This is a genomic window from Bradyrhizobium sp. B039 (genome assembly GCF_038965675.1).
In the GTDB taxonomy this organism is placed as follows: domain Bacteria; phylum Pseudomonadota; class Alphaproteobacteria; order Rhizobiales; family Xanthobacteraceae; genus Bradyrhizobium; species Bradyrhizobium diazoefficiens.
Genome location: NZ_CP152416.1, coordinates 7,753,401 through 7,772,204, shown reverse-complemented (window position 1 = coordinate 7,772,204; position 18,804 = coordinate 7,753,401). Strand labels below are relative to the sequence as shown.

Here is an 18,804-nt window from a genome sequence, read left to right as displayed (position 1 = left end):
GTTGAAATCGTCCGGGCTATGTGCCTGGCTTGAGGCCGGCGCTCAGCCGGATACCGCAGAGCATGGGATTATCGAAAGATATAAGCTTGGGCCCGGTCGTGCAGCGGCCGCGGTCGAATGCGCCAGGGGACGTCTCTACCACGCTGTTGAGCTTGACGCTCACGGCCGGATATCTCGCTTCGAATTCCTGGCGCCGACGGAGTGGAATTTCCATAAGCGCGGACCGCTTGTACGGAACCTGCAGGGCGCCGTGCTGACAGCTCCGCGGCGCTGTGATGCAGTCCACGCGGTGATTGCGTCGCTGGATCCGTGCGTCGGGTTCACTCTCAATTTTCGTGAATTTCACGATGCATGAAATGGCCATTTGCATGGGGATCATTCAGATCGTCGAGGAGAAGGTACGGGAGCGATCCTCTTCGCGGGTGCGGAGCGTCTGTTTGGAATTGGGAACGCTGAGTCATGCCGCGCCTGAAGCGATCAGGTTCTGCTTTGCTGTCGCTGCAATGCGGACCGTTGCCGAAGGCGCCGCGCTTAATATCGTTGAACTACCGGGCGTTGCCTGGTGCATGAGCTGTTCGAAGAGCGTTGAAATTGCACGCCGGGGTGATTGCTGTCCTTGCTGCGGCAGTTATCAGTTGCAGGTAACCGCGGGCGAACAGATGCGCGTGAAAGCGCTGGAGATCGATTGATGTGTACCGTTTGCGGCTGCACGGAAGGTACACCGACGACCAAACACTCGAGGTCAAATGATGCGAAGAGCCACGAGCGATACAATGACCATGTGCGGGACTCTTGCGATGGCCATTCTCCTCTTCGCCGGCCGGCCCACCATCAGGCACATGGCATACAGCCGCTTCCGAGCGGCGGCGCCGGCTCGGCTGATTCAAGGGTCGGGGGCATGAGCGGAAAGCAGGTCATCGAGATCGAGCGCGATATCCTGGGCAAGAATAATGGGATTGCGGCGGTCAACCGGGCCCTCTTCCTTGCCGATGACGTTCTCGTGTTTAATCTTTTATCCAGTCCCGGTGCAGGTAAAACGACGCTGCTGGTCCGTGCCGCGTCCGAGCTCAAGCGCAGCCGCCCGGTCGGTGTCATCGAAGCGACCAGCAGACCTCGAACGACGCTGAACGTATTCAGGCTGTCGGCGTGCCAGCCGTTCAAATCAATACCGGCAAGAATTGTCATCTCGATGCTGCAATGATCGGCGGAGCTTATCGCCGCTTGCCCCTGCTTTCAGGCGGCATTCTCTTCATCGAGAACGTCGGTAATCTGATCTGTCCCGCTGCCTTCGATCTTGGCGAGGCCTGCAAGATCGTGGTGTTCTCGATTACGGAAGGTGAAGACAAGCCCCTCAAATGTCCTGATATGTTTGCTGCTTCATCCCTCGTGGTGATCAACAAGATCGATCTGGCGCCGCTGCTTGAATTCGATTTGGAAAAGACCATCGAGAGAGCTGGCCCCGCAAATTCGGACAGTAGCTTGAGTGGATTTTCTGCCTGACAGCGGCGAGGATTCTTGCTGCGAATCAGGAGCGAAGATGACGAAGAAGAGCCGCCGGACGCATTCTCCGGCATTCAAGGCGAAGGTTGCTTTGGCTGCGGTCAAAGGAGACAAGACACTGGCGGAGCTGGCGCAACTGTTTGATGTTCATCCGAACCAGATCACGATCTGGAAAAACCAGCTCCTGGAAGGCGCCGCCGGCGTGTTTGGGCATGACAAGACATCGGCCGAGACGCCGGTCGATTTGAAGGCGTTGCATGCCAAGATCGGCGAGCTGGCGTTGGAAAACGATTTTTTGTCCGGCGCGCTCACCAAGGCGGGCCTGCTGAGCGCAAAGCGATGATCGACCGCGGTCATGATCTTTCTATCGTGCGCCAGGCGAAGGTCCTGAAGCTGGCTCGCAGCACGGTCTACTATGAACCTCGGCCAGTTTCGGCCGAGGACCTTGCCTTGATGCGTCGGCTCGATGAGCTGCATCTCGATTATCCCTTCGCGGGAGCGCGTATGCTGCGATCGTTGCTGCGGCGGGAGGGGGTATACGCCGGTCGCCGCCACATCGCGACGCTGATGAAGCGCATGGGGATCGAGGCGGTCTATCGTCGCCCGAACACGAGCAAGCCGGCTCCGGGTCACAAGATCTACCCGTACCTGTTGCGCGGATTGAAGATCGAGCGGCCCGACCATGCGTGGGCAATGGACATCACCTACATTCCGATGCGGCGTGGCTTCGTCTATCTCGCGGCGGTCGTCGATGTGTTCAGCCGACGGGTCCTGGCCCATCGCGTCTCGATCACAATGGAGGCGGCCTTCTGCGTCGAAGCGGTCCAGGAGGCGTTGGCGAAGCACGGCAGGCCCGCGATTTTCAACACGGACCAGGGCAGCCAGTTCACCAGCCTCGAGTTCACCGATGTGCTGCTGGACGCGAAGATCGCCATCAGCATGGATGGCAAGGGCGCCTGGCGCGACAACGTGTTTGTCGAGCGGCTCTGGCGCACGGTCAAATACGAAGAAGTTTATCTCCGCGCCTACGACAGCGTGTCCGAGGCGCGAGCGTCAATTGCCAAGTATCTGGCCTTCTACAATCAGGGACGCCCTCACTCGAGCCTTGACGGGCGCACGCCCGACGAGGCTTACTTCGGCACGCAAGCTATGGTGATGGCCGCATGACCGTCGCCGACGATTTTGTCGTCGCTCTGGTCGGGCTACGCCCTCCCGACGCAACGACAAAATCGTAAAGCCCCGCGTTCAGCATAACCCGGCAGGAATCCACTTAAATCCAGCGGGGCGCTGTCCAAACAACCGGGGCCAGCTCTGAGTATGCCAGACGGGTCAACCCAAAGATTGACGTGCTTGTCGTTTCGGCTCGTACTGGCGAGGGCTTTGGCGCGCTCTACGCCTGGATCAACAGGCAGGCGCGCCGTCAGAGGCGCGCCTTAGAGGACGCAAGGCGATGAGCGCCGCAGCCACCTGCGATCGAAAGCGACTGCGCGTGCGCGTGAGTGGAGCAGTGCAAGGGGTTGGCTTTCGTCCCTACGTCTATGGACTAGCCATGCGGTACGGATTGGCGGGATTTGTCATCAATGGTCCCGAGGGCGTTCTCATCGAGGTCGAGGGGCACCGTACGTCTGAGTTTATTGCCGCGTTGCCGCAGCGTGGAGAGGCTGGCCCGGTCATCGTTGTCACCAGTGCAAATCTCTACGGCGAACCCCTGCTGATCGATAACGTGGAGGCGTTGAGACAGCTCAAGGGGGTCGCCGACCTGGTCGTGACCCATGATCGCGATATCTTGGCGTGCGCTGATGATTCCGTGGTTTCGGTGGCCGCTGGCCGGGACCAATTCATCCGTCGTGCTCGCGGCTATGTTCCCGAGCCAATTCGGCTTGCAAGGTCTGTCCCGCCCGTGCTCGCCGTCGGCGGGATACTGAAGTCGACCGTCACCATCACGCGGGACGACCAAGCGTTCGTCTCTCAGCATATTGGCGATCTAAATACGGCCGAAAGCATCCGTGCGTTCGAGAAGACGATCCGGCACCTCACATCGAGCCTCGGCGTGGAGCCTGTCGCCGTCGCCCATGATTTGCATCCCGATATGGCTTCTACCCGGTTTGCGGAAGCAAATGCTCGCGCGCTAGTCGCGGTTCAGCATCACCATGCACACGCTGCCGCAGTAATCGCTGAGCACGGCCATGCGGGACCTGCGCTTGCCCTGGTGCTCGATGGCCATGGCTTTGGCTCCGACGGCGGTAACTGGGGTGGCGAATTATTGTTGTGCGAAGAGACGTCGTCCCAGCGCATCGGGCACTTAGCGCCCCTGCAGATACCGGGTGGAGATCGTGCAGCCCGCGAGCCGTGGCGCATGGCCAGCGCAGTATTACACGGGCTCGGCCGGGGTAACGAAATCGGGCAGCGCTTTGCCGCGCAGCGGCAAGCCGGCTGTCTGTCGGACTTGCTCGATCAGCCGGGCGGGACCACCACGACCAGTGCGGGACGGTTGTTCGACGCGGCAGCGGCGCTGCTAGGTATTGCGAATCTGCAGAGCTATGACGGCGAAGCAGCGTTGAAGCTCGAAGCGCTGGTGCGGGGTACTACGATTCTGGAAGCCGGCTGGACGATCGAGGGCGGCGTGCTGTCCCTTGGTCCGCTATTTTCACGTTTGATTGCTGATGACATTGACGCTGCCGGAGGAGCCGGGCTGTTTCATGGCACGTTAGCCGCTGCCTGCGTTGACTGGGTCACACGCTCTGCGCGGACAACCGGCATCAATACCGTGGTTCTGAGCGGCGGCTGCTTCCTGAACGCGGTGCTGGCGGACAAAATCCCGCGGGGGTGCAGCGATGCCGGTCTTACCCCCCTGGTACCGCGACGGCTGCCGCCCAATGACGGCGGTTTGAGCCTCGGCCAGGCCTGGATTGCGGCTCTAAAGATTGCTCAACAGCCGCCCGCCGGGCAGGAGCTGCCTGATATGTGTCTTTCGGTTCCGGCAAAGATCGCGAAAATTCTTCCCAACGAAATGGCCCTCGTGTTCATCGATGGCGTCAACCTGGAGATATCGATTGCCCTCCTCGACGAGCTCGACGTCGGCGATTTCGTCCTGGTCCATGTCGGCTATGCGCTCGCTAAGATCGATCCGGCGGAAGCCAAGCGCACGCTAGAGCTCCTGCAGGAGCTAGGCGCTGCGAAGGAATGCCGATCGTGAAATATTCCAGCGAATTTCGCGACAAGACTATCGCGCAGGAACTTGCGCGAGCAATTGACGCTGAGGTCAGTTCACAACGAGCCTACCGGTTCGTGGAATTTTGCGGTGGACACACTCATGCAATCTCCCGCTACGGTCTTGAGGATCTGCTGCCCGCGAACGTTCGGATGATCCACGGGCCCGGTTGTCCCGTCTGCGTTCTGCCGGCGAGCCGTATCGACATGGCGATCCGGCTCGCCGAGCGGCCAGAGGTCATTCTGTGCGTCTACGGCGACCTGATGCGCGCGCCTGGGTCGCAAGGGCAGTCCCTGTTGCTTGCCAAAGCGCTGGGTGCCCACATTCGGATGGTCTACTCGACCCTCGACGCTATCCGGCTCGCCGAACAGACGCCGGGCCGCGAAGTGGTCTTCTTTGCCATCGGATTTGAGACCACGACGCCCCCGACGGCGGTCATGATCAGGATTGCCGAGCACAAGCGGCTCGAGGGCCTTAGCGTGTTCTGCAATCACGTTCTTACGCCCTCTGCGATGCACCGCATTCTCGAGAACCCGAAGATCCGCAACACGGGCGGGGTCCCCATTGACGGCTTCATCGGGCCTGCACATGTCAGCACCATTGTCGGTACGCAGCCTTACGAGCCCATGGCGGAACAATTCGAGAAGCCGATCGTGGTCGCCGGATTTGAACCCCTCGACGTGCTGCAGGCTGTCCTGATGCTGGTGCGGCAAGTGAACCAAAACCGCCACGAGGTGGAAAACCAATACAGCCGTGCAGTGACACGCGAAGGCAACCGGCGCGCCAAGGAGGAGGTCTCGCAGGTCTTCGAGCTGCGTGAGCAGTTTGAATGGCGCGGGCTTGGACTGGTACCCAACAGCGGACTGAAGCTGAAGCAATCATATGCAAAATTCGACGCCGAGACGCGCTTTGCGATCCATGACCTGCGTGTCGCAGACAATCCGGCCTGCGAATGCTGCGCGATCCTGCGTGGCGCCAAACGGCCGATCGATTGCAAGTTGTTTGGCAATATCTGCACGCCGGAAACGCCCATAGGAGCCTGCATGGTGTCATCAGAAGGAGCTTGTGCGGCGTATTGGACCTATCGCCGAGTTCGCGATGAGCAGGCGAGGCAGACGTCATGAGCGTGAAAGCCTATCAACGCAAGCTCGATGTGGAGAACGGACGCGTTGAACTTTCCCACGGGGCCGGAGGCCGTGCCATGGCACAGCTAATCTCCGGCCTCTTTCATCAGGCCTTCGGTAATGAATGGCTCGCCGGCTCCAATGATCAGTCGGCGTTCGATGTTACCGCAGGCAGGATGGTGATGACGACTGATGGCTATGTGATTTCGCCACTGTTCTTTCCTGGCGGCAACATCGGGTCATTGGCTGTGCGCGGCACGATTAATGACATCGCGATGTCCGGTGCGCGTCCTCTCTATTTGTCGGCCAGCTTTATCATCGAGGAGGGTTTCCGGTTTTCGGATCTCAAGACGATCGCGGAGTCGATGGGCGCGGCGGCATGTGCCGCCGGCGTCTATATCATTGCCGGGGATACCAAGGTGGTCGAGCGTGGCAAGGCGGACGGTCTGTTCATCTCTATGACCGGGATCGGGCTGGTGGCCGATGGGCTCGATCTTTCCGCTGACAAGGCAAAGGTCGGGGACCGTGTGCTGCTGTCCGGTAGCCTCGGTGATCATGGGGTGGCGATCATGTCAAAGCGTCAGAACGTTGCATTTCAAACCGAAATCGTCTCCGACTCAGCAGCGTTGCATAGTCTCGCTGCGGCCATGGTTGCCGCTGGCGGTGGCGGCATCCGGGTGATGCGCGACCCTAAGCGCGGCGGGCTCGCTGCGGCTCTCAATGAGATCGCGCTTCAATCAGAGCTCGGCTTCCATCTGCAGGAATCGATGATTCCGGTGAAGCCTGCGGTTGCGGCTACCTGCGAACTGCTTGGACTCGAACCGATCCATGTTGCCAACGAAGGCAAGCTCGTCGCGATCGTGGCGCCGGATTCTGCCGATGCCGTTCTCGCAGCCATGAAGGCGCACCCCCTCGGGTCCAATGCGGCCGATATCGGTGAGGCGGAGGCTGACGATCACAAATTTGTGCAGATGACGACCGATTTCGGCGGCCGGCGAATCGTCGACTGGCTGTGGGGGGAACAATTGCCTCGGATCTGTTGAACAGGCTGCGCAACGTCCATTTCTTGGCCGCCATTTACTGACAACGCCATTAGCCCTCAGCTCAACAAGCGTTTCGCTTGATAGGCAATCCTACCTAATTGGCAAATTGCCGTCTTTGCTGCTTGAGGAGTTCGGCGAGGCTGGATTTCGGTTGTTGGCTTTTCTGCGGGCCGCGACTGCAATTCGGAACGATTCACCGGCATCGCGCAGTTTTCGACGGCTAAGTTCAGCGAACAGGATCACACGATCTACCCAGCACCCCTGGGTTTGAAATCCTGCGAAGCCTCGCAAATATCGCTGAATTCCTGCGCCATTTTGCCCGGCTGCGTCGCGATATCGCTGCGCGCTTCCGATAAGAAGGCGCGTCAGGCAGGGAGTATTCAAATGAAGGTCGGAGTTCCAAAGGAAATCAAGGCGCACGAATATCGCGTGGGCCTTACCCCAGGAGCTGCCCGTGAATACGTGGCAGCGGGCCACCGCGTGATGATCGAGACCAATGCCGGCGCTGGCATTGGTGCAACCGATGGCGATTATCGCAATGCCGGCGCAACGATCTTAACTTCGGCAGCTGAGGTATTCGCATCGAGCGAGATGATCGTAAAGGTCAAGGAGCCTCAGCCGGCCGAATGGTCCCAGCTGCGTGAGGATCAAATCCTGTTCACCTATTTGCACTTGGCCCCGGACCCGGAACAGGCTGCCGGCCTCTTGAAATCTGGATGCATTGCAATCGCCTATGAGACCGTAACTGATGCTCATGGTGGTCTTCCACTGCTGGCGCCGATGAGCGAGGTCGCGGGCAGGCTTTCGATCGAAGCGGCGGGTAGCGCTCTAAAGCGGAGTACAGGGGGGCGAGGGCTGCTGATCGGTGGGGTGCCCGGGGTTCAGCCTGCCCGAATCGTGGTGATTGGAGGTGGGGTCGTCGGTACGCACGCCGCGCGCATGGCGGCTGGTCTGGGCGCAGAGGTGACCATCATCGATCGTTCGATCATCCGGCTCCGTGAGCTGGACGAGCTATTCGAAGGACGGGTTCGCACTAGGTTTTCGACCATCGAATCCGTGGAGGAAGAGGTATTTGCGGCGGACGTGGTGATTGGTGCGGTGCTCGTCCCAGGGGCAAGCGCTCCGAAGCTGGTCCGCCGGAGCATGCTGAGCTCAATGCGCAAGAGAGCCGTACTCGTGGACGTCGCTATCGATCAGGGCGGCTGCTTTGAGACATCGCGCCCAACCACTCACGCTGATCCAACATACGAAGTAGATGGCATCATTCATTATTGTGTGGCCAATATGCCGGGTGCCGTGCCGCTAACCTCGAGCCAGGCACTGAATAACGCGACCCTGCCGTTTGGTTTGGCTCTGGCCAACAAGGGTTTTTCCGCCGTACTCGAGAATCCACATCTGCGCGCAGGCCTCAACGTCCATCGGGGCCGGCTAACATACAAGGCGGTGGCCGAGAGCCTCGGGCTGCCCTTCTCCCCGATCGAACAGGCTGCGGCCTGATCCCAGAGGCCCTCATGGGCGTTTCCTCCCTGACTAAGGCCACCCTTCGGGGTGGCTCTTTTTTTCGGCTATTAATCAACTGACCTCCGCCAGTATTGATTAGGAGTGCGGAACGAAGCAGAGGATCACCGGACGAACGCCTGCCTCAACCGCCGCCAGGATAGGGAGACGATGTACCTTCCGGTCCCATTGAGTGAAGCCGACAAGATGCGCCGCGGGCGACCTGATACTTGCCCGGACAGCTCCATGATGTCGCGACACATCGATCATAGCCGCGGCAGGCGGCCTTAAGGATCTCGGATCGTTCCCTAATGCTGGAGAAGGTGGTTTACCTGATCGCTGACGGCCGTGACACCGATCATGCGCAAACCACAGGATCGAGATCAGATTGTCATGTTCGTTGTAGGATTTGCGACACCGTATCGGGTCGGCGACCTGCGTTATCGAAATTTCTTCAGATGAATCAAGCTCAAGATGTCTGGCACAAGACTTGATAGCAAGAAACTGTTCCGCACCTTTTGCTTATGGAATAGCACTGATGGCCTACAAGATAATCGCATCCCAATGCACGGTCTGCGGTGCGTGCGAGTTCGAGTGTCCCAATGCCGCGATTAGCCTGAAGAACGACATCTATGTGATCAATCCGTCCCAGTGTACCCAATGTGAGGGGCATTCTGACGCGCCAAAGTGCGCCGTGGTTTGCCCCGTGCCAGATACTTGCGTGCCCGCATAGGAGCGGCAGCCGATGAGAGGGGCTCCTGCACGAAGCATGATGAAGATAATATCCAAAACAGCCGCCTTTGCGACCCGTCTCCCGTTTTCCTCGCTCGCTAGTACCCACTTTTCTTGGAACGTGAGTCGTGATTCAAGGTCGGGATGATACCCGAAGCAAGAGAAGTCCACCTTTCGAGGAAAGATCGCAAGGTGCTTGAGGCGTGCTGTCGCTCACCGGTGACGTTGCAGCGCGATTTGAAGCGGGCGCGGATAGTTCTGTTGGCGGCGGATGGGCGCAGCACCCGGTCGATCGCCAAGGAAGTTGGGGTCCAGCCGCGGATTGTCAGCCTTTGGCGGCATCGCTATGCCGACCATGGCCTTGAAGGGCTGCAAGACAAGCCGCGGCCTGGCAAGCAGCCGATCTATACGAAGACGACCGACAAGCGGATTCTGAAGCTGCTGGATAAGCCGCCACCGCAAGGGTTTGCGCGCTGGACCGGCCCCCTGCTGGCCGAGGCGCTGGGCGATGTCGATGTCCAATATGTCTGGCGGTTCCTGCGCAGCCACAAGATTGACCTGGTGGCTCGCAAGTCCTGGTGCGAGAGCAACGACCCGAACTTTACGGCCAAAGCCGCCGATGTTGTCGGCCTCTATGTCGCGCCGCCGGCGAAGGCCATTGTGCTGTGCGTGGACGAGAAGCCCTCGATCCAGGCTTTGGAGCGAGCGCAGGGTTATCTGAAGTTGCCCAATGGCCGCGCCTTAACCGGCCAAAGCCACGATTACAAGCGGCATGGCACCACAACATTGTTTGCGGCGCTCGAAGTCGCCACCGGAAAGATCATCGCGACCCATTCAAAACGCCGGCGCCGCGTCGAGTTTCTCGATTTCATGAACAGCGTCACCGCGACTTTTCCGAACCGCAAGCTTCACGTCATCCTCGACAACCTCAACACCCATAAAAAGAACGAGGACTGGCTCAAGGCCCACCCCAACGTGCAATTTCATTTCACGCCGACAAGTGCGTCATGGCTCAATCAGGTCGAAGTATGGTTTTCCATCTTGCAGGGGCAGTCGCTCAGCGGCACCTCCTTCACGAGCCTCAAGCAGCTTCAGGAACACATCGATACCTACGTCAACGCATACAACGACAGAGCCGAGCCCTTCGTCTGGACCAAGAAAAAGGTCCGTCAACGCCGTTTCAAAGGCCGCCGTATCACTCAGCTCTGATTCCGGGGACTAGCCCCGTGTTCGAAGAGAGCTGGCCCCGGTTGTTTGGACAGCGCCCCGCTGGATTTAAGTGGATTCCTGCCGGGTTATGCTGAACGCGGGGCTTTACGATTTTGTCGTTGCGTCGGGAGGGCGTAGCCCGACCAGAGCGACGACAAAATCGTCGGCGACGGTCATGCGGCCATTGCGGAGATAAACTTCTTCGTATTTGACCGTGCGCCAGAGCCGCTCGACAAACACGTTGTCGCGCCAGGCGCCCTTGCCGTCCAACGCGCCTAGTCGTCGGGCGCGTCCCCTAGCCACAACGCAATGCTGATGGCGATCTTCGCGTCCAGCAGCACATCGGTGAACTCGAGGCTGGTGAACTGGCTGCCCTGATCCGTGTTGAAAATCGCGGGCCTGCCGTGCTTCGCCAACGCCTCCTGGACCGCTTCGACGCAGAAGGCCGCCTCCATTGTGATCGAGACGCGATGGGCCAGGACCCGTCGGCTGAACACATCGACGACCGCCGCGAGATAGACGAAGCCACGCCGCATCGGAATGTAGGTGATGTCCATTGCCCACGCATGGTCGGGCCGCTCGATCTTCAATCCGCGCAACAGGTACGGGTAGATCTTGTGACCCGGAGCCGGCTTGCTCGTGTTCGGGCGACGATAGACCGCCTCGATCCCCATGCGCTTCATCAGCGTCGCGATGTGGCGGCGACCGGCGTATACGCCCTCCCGCCGCAGCAACGATCGCAGCATACGCGCTCCCGCGAAGGGATAATCGAGATGCAGCTCATCGAGCCGACGCATCAAGGCAAGGTCCTCGGCCGAAACTGGCCGAGGTTCATAGTAGACCGTGCTGCGAGCCAGCTTCAGGACCTTCGCCTGGCGCACGATAGAAAGATCATGACCGCGGTCGATCATCGCTTTGCGCTCAGCAGGCCCGCCTTGGTGAGCGCGCCGGACAAAAAATCGTTTTCCAACGCCAGCTCGCCGATCTTGGCATGTAACGCCTTCAAATCGACCGGCGTCTCGGCCGATGTCTTGTCATGCCCAAACACGCCGGCGGCGCCTTCCAGGAGCTGGTTTTTCCAGATCGTGATCTGGTTCGGATGAACATCAAACAGTTGCGCCAGCTCCGCCAGTGTCTTGCCGCCTTTGACCGCAGCCAAAGCAACCTTCGCCTTGAATGCCGGAGAATGCGTCCGGCGGCTCTTCTTCGTCATCTTCGCTCCTGATTCGCAGCAAGAATCCTCGCCGCTGTCAGGCAGAAAATCCACTCAAGCTACTGTCCGAATTTGCGGGGCCAGCTCTGTGTCCCTCGGCATGTACAACGCACGCGAAGACATCGATGTGATCGTGCGTGCCCCTTATCAAGGCGCGACGATGCTCGTGTGATCTAACGAGCCTAAGAAGTTCACGTGGCGTCGAGGTAGCTCGCCTTGAGATCTAGAGCGCGAGATCGCGCACGTCATTACATCGCAGGTGAGCACCTGTAGGTTTCAATAAGTATGAAGGATTGGAAGCCAGACTTGCGGCCTGCTTCCGCCTTACACCGCAGAGCGTTGCTGTCGCGCATAAACTCAAAAACTCCGCCGTGAATTTCACGCGCGGCCGCCTTGTTCCATTTCGAACACCGCCAAACCAAGAGTCCCTCGCAAAGGCGAGATGTCGGATTCGCAACAACAGCCCGTCACCGTACAAGTCGCGCTAAGAAACTGTTGTTGTTCTAGTTTTAGTGCTCATGAGACCCTGGCATGCCGGTTGCAAAGTCTTGGATCAAGAAGCCGCCCTCCCAACAGCTAACCTTTTAAAGGACACCAGATGAGTCTCGCCACGACCAACAGCGTCGCAGAAATCAGGGCTCGCAACAAAGAGCTGATCGAGGAGGTGCTGAAGGTCTATCCGGAGAAAACCGCGAAAAGGCGTGCCAAGCACCTCAACGTGCACCAAGCAGGTAAGTCGGACTGCGGGGTGAAGTCCAACATCAAATCCATACCCGGCGTGATGACGATAAGAGGGTGCGCCTATGCAGGGTCGAAGGGGGTGGTCTGGGGACCAATCAAGGACATGGTTCATATCAGCCATGGCCCGGTTGGCTGCGGCCAATATTCATGGGGCTCGCGGCGCAACTATTACGTTGGCACCACGGGCATCGATAGCTTCGTGACTCTGCAGTTCACCTCCGACTTCCAGGAAAAGGATATCGTATTTGGCGGCGACAAGAAACTGGACAAAATCCTTGATGAAATCCAAGAGCTGTTTCCACTCAACAACGGCATTACGATACAATCAGAGTGCCCGGTAGGGTTGATCGGTGACGATATCGAGGCGGTGTCAAGGGCGAAATCCAAAGAATATGGAGGCAAGACCATCGTGCCGGTCCGTTGTGAGGGCTTTCGGGGTGTGTCGCAGTCACTAGGCCATCACATTGCAAACGATGCGGTACGCGATTGGATTTTCGGGCATATCGAGGCCGAGGGCAAACCAAAGTTCGAGCCGACACCATACGATGTTGCGATCATCGGAGACTACAATATCGGCGGCGATGCTTGGTCGTCGCGAATTCTGCTTGAAGAGATGGGACTACGGGTAATCGCGCAGTGGTCCGGCGACGGTTCACTGGCCGAGCTCGAAGCAACGCCGAAGGCAAAGCTCAACATTCTGCATTGCTACCGTTCCATGAACTATATCTCACGCCACATGGAAGAGAAGTTCGGCATCCCTTGGTGCGAGTACAACTTCTTCGGACCTTCAAAGATCGCGGACTCACTGCGCAGGATTGCGGGTTATTTTGACGACGAGATCAAGGAAGGCGCCGAGCGAGTGATCGAGAAGTATCAGCCGCTGGTGGACGCCGTGATTGCAAAATATCGCCCGCGCCTCGAGGGCAAGACGGTGATGCTGTACGTCGGCGGCCTTCGTCCGCGTCATGTGATTGGCGCGTACGAGGACCTCGGGATGGACGTCATTGGCACTGGCTACGAGTTCGGTCACAACGACGACTATCAGCGCACAGCTCAGCACTACGTGAAAGACAGCACCCTCATCTATGATGACGTCAATGGCTATGAGTTCGAGCGCTTCGTCGAAAAACTCCAGCCTGATCTTGTCGGCTCAGGCATCAAGGAAAAGTACGTTTTCCAAAAGATGAGTGTGCCGTTCCGGCAGATGCATTCGTGGGACTATTCGGGTCCATATCACGGTTATGACGGCTTTGCGATCTTCGCGCGCGACATGGACATGGCCGTCAACTCGCCAATTTGGAAAAGAACGAAAGCTCCCTGGAAGGAAGCGCCGAGCGCCAAGCTCCAAGCTGCAGAATAACGCAACTCGTCTCGCTCTCCGGGAAAGCCCGGGCGATTCCAATCTGATAGTGAAGGATTTCACCGATGCCGCAGAGTGCCGAACACGTGCTCGATCATGTCGAACTGTTCCGCGGTCCAGAATACCAGCAAATGCTGGCGAAGAAGAAGATATTCGAGAATCCGCGCGATCCTGCCGAGGTCGAACGTATCAAGGAATGGACCAAAACGGCCGAATATCGCGAAAAAAACTTCGCGCGGGAGGCGCTGGCGGTAAATCCGGCGAAGGCGTGTCAGCCGCTTGGCGCCGTATTCGCCTCTGTCGGCTTTGAGCGCACGCTGCCCTTCGTCCACGGCAGCCAAGGCTGTGTGGCCTATTACCGCAGTCATTTGTCGCGGCACTTCAAGGAGCCTAGCTCCTGTGTCTCTTCGTCAATGACGGAAGATGCTGCCGTATTCGGCGGTCTGAACAACATGACCGACGGGCTCGCGAACAGCTACAAGATGTACAAGCCCAAGATGATTGCGGTTTCCACAACCTGCATGGCCGAAGTGATCGGCGATGACCTGAACGCCTTCATCAAGACGTCGAAAGAAAAGGGCTCGGTTCCGGCAGACTTCGACGTGCCGTTCGCCCACACGCCCGCATTCGTTGGCAGTCACGTCACCGGCTACGACAATGCCCTCAAAGGCATTCTGGAGCATTTTTGGGACGGCAAGGCCGGAACAGCGCCGAAGCTGGAGCGCAAACCGAATGGAGCGATCAACATCATTGGCGGGTTCGATGGATATACCGTCGGGAACCTTCGCGAGATTAAGCGCATCTTGGAATTGATGGGCATCCAGCACACAGTTCTCGCCGACAATTCTGAAGTGTTCGACACTCCGACAGACGGCGAATTCCGGATGTATGACGGTGGTACGACGCTGAAGGATGCGGCGAACGCGATTCACGCCAAGGCGACCATCTCCATGCAGCAATGGTGCACGGAAAAAACGCTGTCATTTGCGGCAGAGCATGGCCAGGACGTTCTATCCTTCAACTACCCGGTAGGCTTATCAGCAACGGATGACTTTATCGTCGCGCTGTCACGCATCAGCGGCAAGGAGATTCCGGAGCAACTCGCGCGAGAACGTGGCCGCTTGGTTGATGCCATTGCCGACTCAAGCGCTCATGTTCATGGCAAAAAGTTCGCGATCTATGGCGATCCGGATCTTTGCTATGGATTGGCTGCGTTTCTGCTCGAACTCGGCGCCGAGCCGACCCATGTGCTGTCCACCAATGGCAACAAAGCGTGGCAGGAGAAAATGCAGGCGCTGCTTGCAAGCTCGCCATTTGGACAGGGCTGCCAAGTCTATCCGGGGCGGGATCTCTGGCACATGCGTTCACTCTTGTTCACCGAGCCGGTCGATTTTCTGATTGGCAACACCTATGGGAAGTATCTGGAGCGTGATACCGCAACGCCACTGATCCGCATCGGCTTTCCGATTTTCGACCGGCATCACCATCACCGCTCCCCCATATGGGGCTATCAGGGCGGTCTGAATGTGCTGGTCAAGATCCTGGACAAGATCTTCGACGAGATCGACAACAAGACCAACATTCTTGGCAAAACCGACTACAGCTTCGACATCATTCGTTGATGAGCAACTACACGTGCCATCGTCCAGGACTGGACGATGGCACGAGCACATAACGGTTGAGTTTACAATTTGTTGCCCTGAGAGGAAGCAGGATGAGTTCACTGGCGGCCACGGTCCAGGATATCTTCGACGAGCCGGGCTGCGCCAAGAATGGCAGTAAGTCTGAGGCGGAACGCAGGAACGGCTGTACCAGACAGTTGCAGCCGGGTAGCGCTGCGGGTGGCTGTGCTTTCGACGGCGCGAAGGTTGCGCTGCAGCCGTTCACCGATGTCGCTCACTTGGTACATGGCCCGATCGCGTGCGAAGGTAATTCCTGGGACAATCGCGGCGCGGCGTCGTCCGGCTCGGATTTGTGGCGCACCGCTTTCACAACCGATTTGAGCGAAACCGATATTGTATTCGGAGGCGAGAAGCGGCTGTGCAAAGCGATCAAGGAGATCATCGACAAGTGCGATCCGCCCGCAATCTTCGTCTATCAAACCTGCATCCCGGCGATGATCGGCGATGACATCAATGCAGTCTGCAAGGCAGCGTCGCGAAGATTCTCAAAACCGGTGATCCCGATCAATTCTCCGGGCTTCGCCGGTTCGAAAAACCTCGGTAACAAGCTCGCGGGCGAAGCCTTGCTCGACTACGTGATCGGCACGCGAGAACCGGACTACACCACGCCGTACGACATCAATCTGATCGGAGAATACAACCTTTCAGGAGAGCTCTGGCAGGTGAAGCCAGTGTTAGACGAGCTTGGAGTGCGAATTCTCTGCTGCATTTCGGGCGATGGCAAATACCGCGAAGTCGCTTCATCTCATCGCGCGCGGGCGGCAATGTTGGTGTGCTCAAAATCCATGATCAACGTGGCACGCAAGATGGAGCAACGTTACGGGATCCCATTCTTCGAGGGGTCGTTCTACGGTATTCAGGATTCAAGCGAATCGCTACGCCAGATCGCCCGCTTATTGGTTGAGCGCGGCGCCCCGGCAGATCTGCTCGGGCGCACCGAAGCGGTGATCGCGCGCGAGGAAGCGCGGGCGTGGGCTGCCATCCAGCCGTACAAGCCGCGACTCGAAGGCAAAAGGGCCTTGTTAATGACCGGCGGTGTCAAGTCATGGTCGGTCGTCTCGGCGCTCCAGGAAGCCGGGCTGGAATTAGTCGGAACCAGTGTGAAGAAATCGACCATGGAAGACAAGGAGCGCATCAAGGAGCTCATGGGGCAGGATGCCCACATGATCGACGACATGACTGCGCGCGAAATGTACAAGATGTTGAAGGACGCAGAAGCGGACATCATGCTATCGGGCGGCAAGTCGCAATTTGTCGCGCTGAAGGCGGCGGTGCCATGGGTCGATATCAACCAGGAGCGTTGCCACGCCTATATGGGCTATGCCGGAATAGTCAAGCTGGTGGAGGAGATCGATAATTCGCTCTCAAGCCCGATGTGGGAGCAGCTACGTCGGCCAGCGCCATGGGAGGCTTTGGCCAAAGCGCGGGAGCAGATGCAGTCCATGGCCGCGATCGCCGGCGATCCGGTCCTCGCCGAAACAGCGCGCCGCGCGAGGAATATCTGCGTGTGTAACAGGGTTGATCTGGGCACGATTGAGGACGCAATCTCCGTGCACGGCTTGAGGAGCGTCGCAGCGGTCCGAGAGCATACCAATGCGGCCGGTGGCTGCTGTCAAGGACGCATCGAAGATATGTTGATGTCCGAGCCATCTGATATGCGACAGGCCGCAGAGTAGGGAGTCGCCATGGCCCTGGTCACGGCGCCGACAAAAGCCTGCGTTGTCAACCCGCTGAAGATGAGCCAGCCGATCGGCGGCGCATACGCCTTCATGGGGCTGCGCGGTGCGATGCCGCTTCTGCACGGCTCACAGGGGTGCACATCCTTCGGTCTCACGCTCTTTGTCCGGCACTTCAAAGAAGCAATACCGCTGCAGACCACCGCGATGAGCGAGGTCGCGACCGTACTCGGCGGATATGAAAATTTGGAGCAGGCGATACTTAACATCTCCAAGCGCGCTAAGCCGAAGATCATCGGAATCTGCTCGACCGGTGTCACCGAGACCAACGGCGACGATGTGGAAGCGTACCTCAAACTAATCCGGAGTGCGTATCCGCAACTCACAAAGTTGCCGCTCGTATATGTATCAACGCCTGATTTCAAGGGCGCGTTCCAGGATGGGTGGGAGAAGGCAGTTGCACGCATGGTGGAGGTGCTGGTGGACCGGCCAAGTGCCAATGGCCTGCGGGACCCCTCGAAGGTAAATGTTCTACCGGGGTGTCACCTGACGCCCGGCGACCTTGATGAACTCCGTGCCTTGCTGGAGGATTTCGGATTGTACCCCTCCTTTCTCCCTGACTTGGCGGGATCGCTCGACGGGCATATCCCCGATGAGTTTACGTCAACGACCATCGGCGGCATTGACGTCGACGAGATCGCGAGCATGGGGCGCGCAGGGTGGACCATTGCAATCGGTGCGCAGATGCAGCGCGCGGCTGAGGTCATGCAGACTAAAACCGGGGTGCCTTTTCGTGTGTTCGAGCGACTGTGTGGTCTTCATCCAAACGACGATTTCATGATGTTTTTGAGCGAGATTAGCGGGCGCCCGATACCCTCGAAATATCGACGCCAGCGCAGTCAGCTCGCCGATGCTATGTTGGACGCGCACTTCCATATTGGCGGCCGCAAAGTCGCGATCGGTGCCGAGCCAGACCTTCTGTTCGATTTATCCGGCATGCTGCACGATATGGGCGCGCAGGTGACCGTCGCCGTGACGACCACTCAGTCTGAGGTGATCGAGCGAATCAGGACCAAGGAGGTTCTCATTGGTGACCTCGAAGATCTGGAAGGATTTGCAAAAGAAAAGCATTGCGATCTGCTGATCACGCATTCGCATGGAAGGCAAGCGGCGGGGCGGCTGAAAGTGCCGTTCTATCGCGTAGGTTTTCCGATATTCGATCGGCTTGGCGCGGGCCACCAAGTATCCGTCGGCTATCGTGGTACCCGCAATGTGATCTTCCAAATCGCCAATCTCGTGATCGCGCATCGCGACGAGAATGACCGACCTACACCCGATAGGTGGCGGACCACGCCCGGACTGCCACAACACGTGGGGCATCGCCGCTCCACTGGCGCGCCTGAAAGGTCAATTGCATGAAGGTCGCTTTTGCCACTCAGGATCTGAGACGCGTCGATGCTCATTTTGGCTGGGCAAAGAATATTGCAATCTACGATGTCGCGCCCAGCGGGCATGTCTTTCTTAAAGCTATCGAGTTTGAGGGCGATCTTGAGGAGGACGGCAGTGGTGACAAGTTGGCGCCAAAGATCCAGGCGATCAAGGATTGCGCCATCCTATACGTCGCGGCCATTGGTGGTGCCGCGGCTGCGCGAGTGGTGGCCAGCAAAATTCATCCTATCAAGGTGAGCAAACCGGAAAGCATTCACGTGTTGCTGGAAAAGCTCGAGTCGGTGCTGAAGGGCACGCCACCTCCCTGGCTGCGCAAGGTCCTTGCAAAGGACCAACCGCGATCGTTTGAGTTCGACGAATGAGATGA

At 58.5% G+C, this 18,804-nt stretch carries 16 protein-coding genes and 1 pseudogene; 16 read left to right on the top strand and 1 reads right to left on the bottom strand.

Features of this window, described 5'->3' with window-relative positions:
- The first annotated feature begins 1 nt into the window (after position 1).
- The 11 genes from AAFG50_RS36740 to AAFG50_RS36690 all read left to right on the top strand — a co-directional run bounded on the left by AAFG50_RS36740 (position 2) and on the right by AAFG50_RS36690 (position 10,316).
- Complete coding sequence (locus AAFG50_RS36740) at positions 2-355, top strand: nickel-dependent hydrogenase large subunit (RefSeq protein ID WP_014497978.1); 354 nt, start codon at positions 2-4, stop codon at positions 353-355.
- Entirely contained in the window at positions 348-689 is a 342-nt protein-coding gene (hypA, locus tag AAFG50_RS36735; protein ID WP_011084541.1) for a hydrogenase maturation nickel metallochaperone HypA, read from the top strand. The genes AAFG50_RS36740 and hypA overlap by 8 nt, the downstream gene beginning before the upstream one ends.
- A 209-nt stretch (positions 690-898) precedes the next feature.
- On the top strand, positions 899-1,201 hold the full coding sequence (locus tag AAFG50_RS36730) for a hypothetical protein (protein ID WP_014497976.1): 303 nt from the start codon (positions 899-901) through the stop codon (positions 1,199-1,201).
- On the top strand, positions 1,147-1,500 hold the full coding sequence (hypB, locus tag AAFG50_RS36725; RefSeq protein ID WP_231166591.1) for a hydrogenase nickel incorporation protein HypB: 354 nt from the start codon (positions 1,147-1,149) through the stop codon (positions 1,498-1,500). The genes AAFG50_RS36730 and hypB overlap by 55 nt, the downstream gene beginning before the upstream one ends.
- A 37-nt stretch (positions 1,501-1,537) precedes the next feature.
- Positions 1,538-2,667, top strand: a protein-coding gene (locus tag AAFG50_RS36720; RefSeq protein WP_109866565.1) for an IS3-like element ISRj2 family transposase whose coding sequence is annotated in 2 segments (ribosomal slippage) — positions 1,538-1,790 and positions 1,790-2,667 — 1,131 coding nt in all. Because the reading frame shifts where the segments join, the coding sequence is not laid out codon by codon here.
- A 283-nt stretch (positions 2,668-2,950) separates the two neighbouring features.
- Positions 2,951-4,696 carry a HypC/HybG/HupF family hydrogenase formation chaperone gene (gene hypC / locus AAFG50_RS36715; protein WP_011084544.1) on the top strand — a complete coding sequence of 582 codons (1,746 nt, stop codon included), beginning with the start codon at positions 2,951-2,953 and terminating at the stop codon, positions 4,694-4,696.
- Positions 4,693-5,835, top strand: coding sequence for a hydrogenase formation protein HypD (hypD, locus tag AAFG50_RS36710; protein ID WP_026312945.1), 1,143 nt, complete (start codon positions 4,693-4,695; stop codon positions 5,833-5,835). The genes hypC and hypD overlap by 4 nt, the downstream gene beginning before the upstream one ends.
- The gene (gene hypE, locus AAFG50_RS36705; protein WP_026312944.1) at positions 5,832-6,878 is read left to right on the top strand and encodes a hydrogenase expression/formation protein HypE; all 1,047 of its coding nucleotides are present in this window, start codon (positions 5,832-5,834) and stop codon (positions 6,876-6,878) included. The genes hypD and hypE overlap by 4 nt, the downstream gene beginning before the upstream one ends.
- 384 nt (positions 6,879-7,262) lie before the next feature.
- The gene (ald, locus tag AAFG50_RS36700) at positions 7,263-8,375 is read left to right on the top strand and encodes an alanine dehydrogenase (RefSeq protein ID WP_011084547.1); all 1,113 of its coding nucleotides are present in this window, start codon (positions 7,263-7,265) and stop codon (positions 8,373-8,375) included.
- Positions 8,376-8,913: 538 nt separating this feature from the next.
- Positions 8,914-9,108, top strand: a complete 195-nt coding sequence (locus AAFG50_RS36695) for a 4Fe-4S binding protein (protein WP_011084548.1) — start codon at positions 8,914-8,916, stop codon at positions 9,106-9,108.
- 143 nt (positions 9,109-9,251) lie between these two features.
- Positions 9,252-10,316: an IS630-like element ISRj1 family transposase gene (locus tag AAFG50_RS36690; protein WP_039183858.1), complete on the top strand. Its 1,065-nt coding sequence runs from the start codon at positions 9,252-9,254 to the stop codon at positions 10,314-10,316.
- A 186-nt stretch (positions 10,317-10,502) separates the two neighbouring features.
- Here AAFG50_RS36690 and AAFG50_RS36685 read toward each other — a convergent pair.
- Positions 10,503-11,529, bottom strand: a pseudogene (locus AAFG50_RS36685) (IS3 family transposase); the annotation flags it as partial.
- 598 nt (positions 11,530-12,127) lie between these two features.
- Here AAFG50_RS36685 and nifD point away from each other — a divergent pair.
- The 5 genes from nifD (at position 12,128) to nifX (ending at position 18,799) form a co-directional block, all read left to right on the top strand.
- Positions 12,128-13,630 (top strand): nitrogenase molybdenum-iron protein alpha chain, encoded by a 1,503-nt coding sequence (gene nifD, locus AAFG50_RS36680; RefSeq protein WP_018648292.1) that lies wholly within the window; start codon positions 12,128-12,130, stop codon positions 13,628-13,630.
- A gap of 65 nt (positions 13,631-13,695) precedes the next feature.
- Positions 13,696-15,252 (top strand): nitrogenase molybdenum-iron protein subunit beta, encoded by a 1,557-nt coding sequence (nifK, locus tag AAFG50_RS36675; protein ID WP_011084553.1) that lies wholly within the window; start codon positions 13,696-13,698, stop codon positions 15,250-15,252.
- A 92-nt stretch (positions 15,253-15,344) separates the two neighbouring features.
- Positions 15,345-16,988 carry a nitrogenase iron-molybdenum cofactor biosynthesis protein NifE gene (gene nifE, locus AAFG50_RS36670; RefSeq protein WP_011084554.1) on the top strand — a complete coding sequence of 548 codons (1,644 nt, stop codon included), beginning with the start codon at positions 15,345-15,347 and terminating at the stop codon, positions 16,986-16,988.
- A gap of 9 nt (positions 16,989-16,997) precedes the next feature.
- A complete protein-coding gene (gene nifN / locus AAFG50_RS36665; protein ID WP_011084555.1) occupies positions 16,998-18,407 on the top strand; it encodes a nitrogenase iron-molybdenum cofactor biosynthesis protein NifN in 1,410 nt (469 codons plus the stop codon).
- The gene (gene nifX, locus AAFG50_RS36660; protein ID WP_011084556.1) at positions 18,404-18,799 is read left to right on the top strand and encodes a nitrogen fixation protein NifX; all 396 of its coding nucleotides are present in this window, start codon (positions 18,404-18,406) and stop codon (positions 18,797-18,799) included. The genes nifN and nifX overlap by 4 nt, the downstream gene beginning before the upstream one ends.
- The last annotated feature ends 5 nt before the right edge of the window (positions 18,800-18,804 follow it).

Excerpts from the sequence above, each read along its gene's own strand:
- AAFG50_RS36690 (WP_039183858.1), top strand. The coding sequence starts at position 9,252 with ATGATACCCGAAGCAAGAGAAGTCCACCTTTCGAGGAAAGATCGCAAG.
- nifE (WP_011084554.1), top strand. The coding sequence starts at position 15,345 with ATGAGTTCACTGGCGGCCACGGTCCAGGATATCTTCGACGAGCCGGGC.
- AAFG50_RS36730 (WP_014497976.1), top strand. The coding sequence starts at position 899 with ATGAGCGGAAAGCAGGTCATCGAGATCGAGCGCGATATCCTGGGCAAG.
- nifD (WP_018648292.1), top strand. The coding sequence starts at position 12,128 with ATGAGTCTCGCCACGACCAACAGCGTCGCAGAAATCAGGGCTCGCAAC.
- hypE (WP_026312944.1), top strand. The coding sequence starts at position 5,832 with ATGAGCGTGAAAGCCTATCAACGCAAGCTCGATGTGGAGAACGGACGC.
- nifK (WP_011084553.1), top strand. The coding sequence starts at position 13,696 with ATGCCGCAGAGTGCCGAACACGTGCTCGATCATGTCGAACTGTTCCGC.
- ald (WP_011084547.1), top strand. The coding sequence starts at position 7,263 with ATGAAGGTCGGAGTTCCAAAGGAAATCAAGGCGCACGAATATCGCGTG.
- hypA (WP_011084541.1), top strand. The coding sequence starts at position 348 with ATGCATGAAATGGCCATTTGCATGGGGATCATTCAGATCGTCGAGGAG.
- nifN (WP_011084555.1), top strand. The coding sequence starts at position 16,998 with ATGGCCCTGGTCACGGCGCCGACAAAAGCCTGCGTTGTCAACCCGCTG.
- nifX (WP_011084556.1), top strand. The coding sequence starts at position 18,404 with ATGAAGGTCGCTTTTGCCACTCAGGATCTGAGACGCGTCGATGCTCAT.
- AAFG50_RS36695 (WP_011084548.1), top strand. The coding sequence starts at position 8,914 with ATGGCCTACAAGATAATCGCATCCCAATGCACGGTCTGCGGTGCGTGC.
- hypC (WP_011084544.1), top strand. The coding sequence starts at position 2,951 with ATGAGCGCCGCAGCCACCTGCGATCGAAAGCGACTGCGCGTGCGCGTG.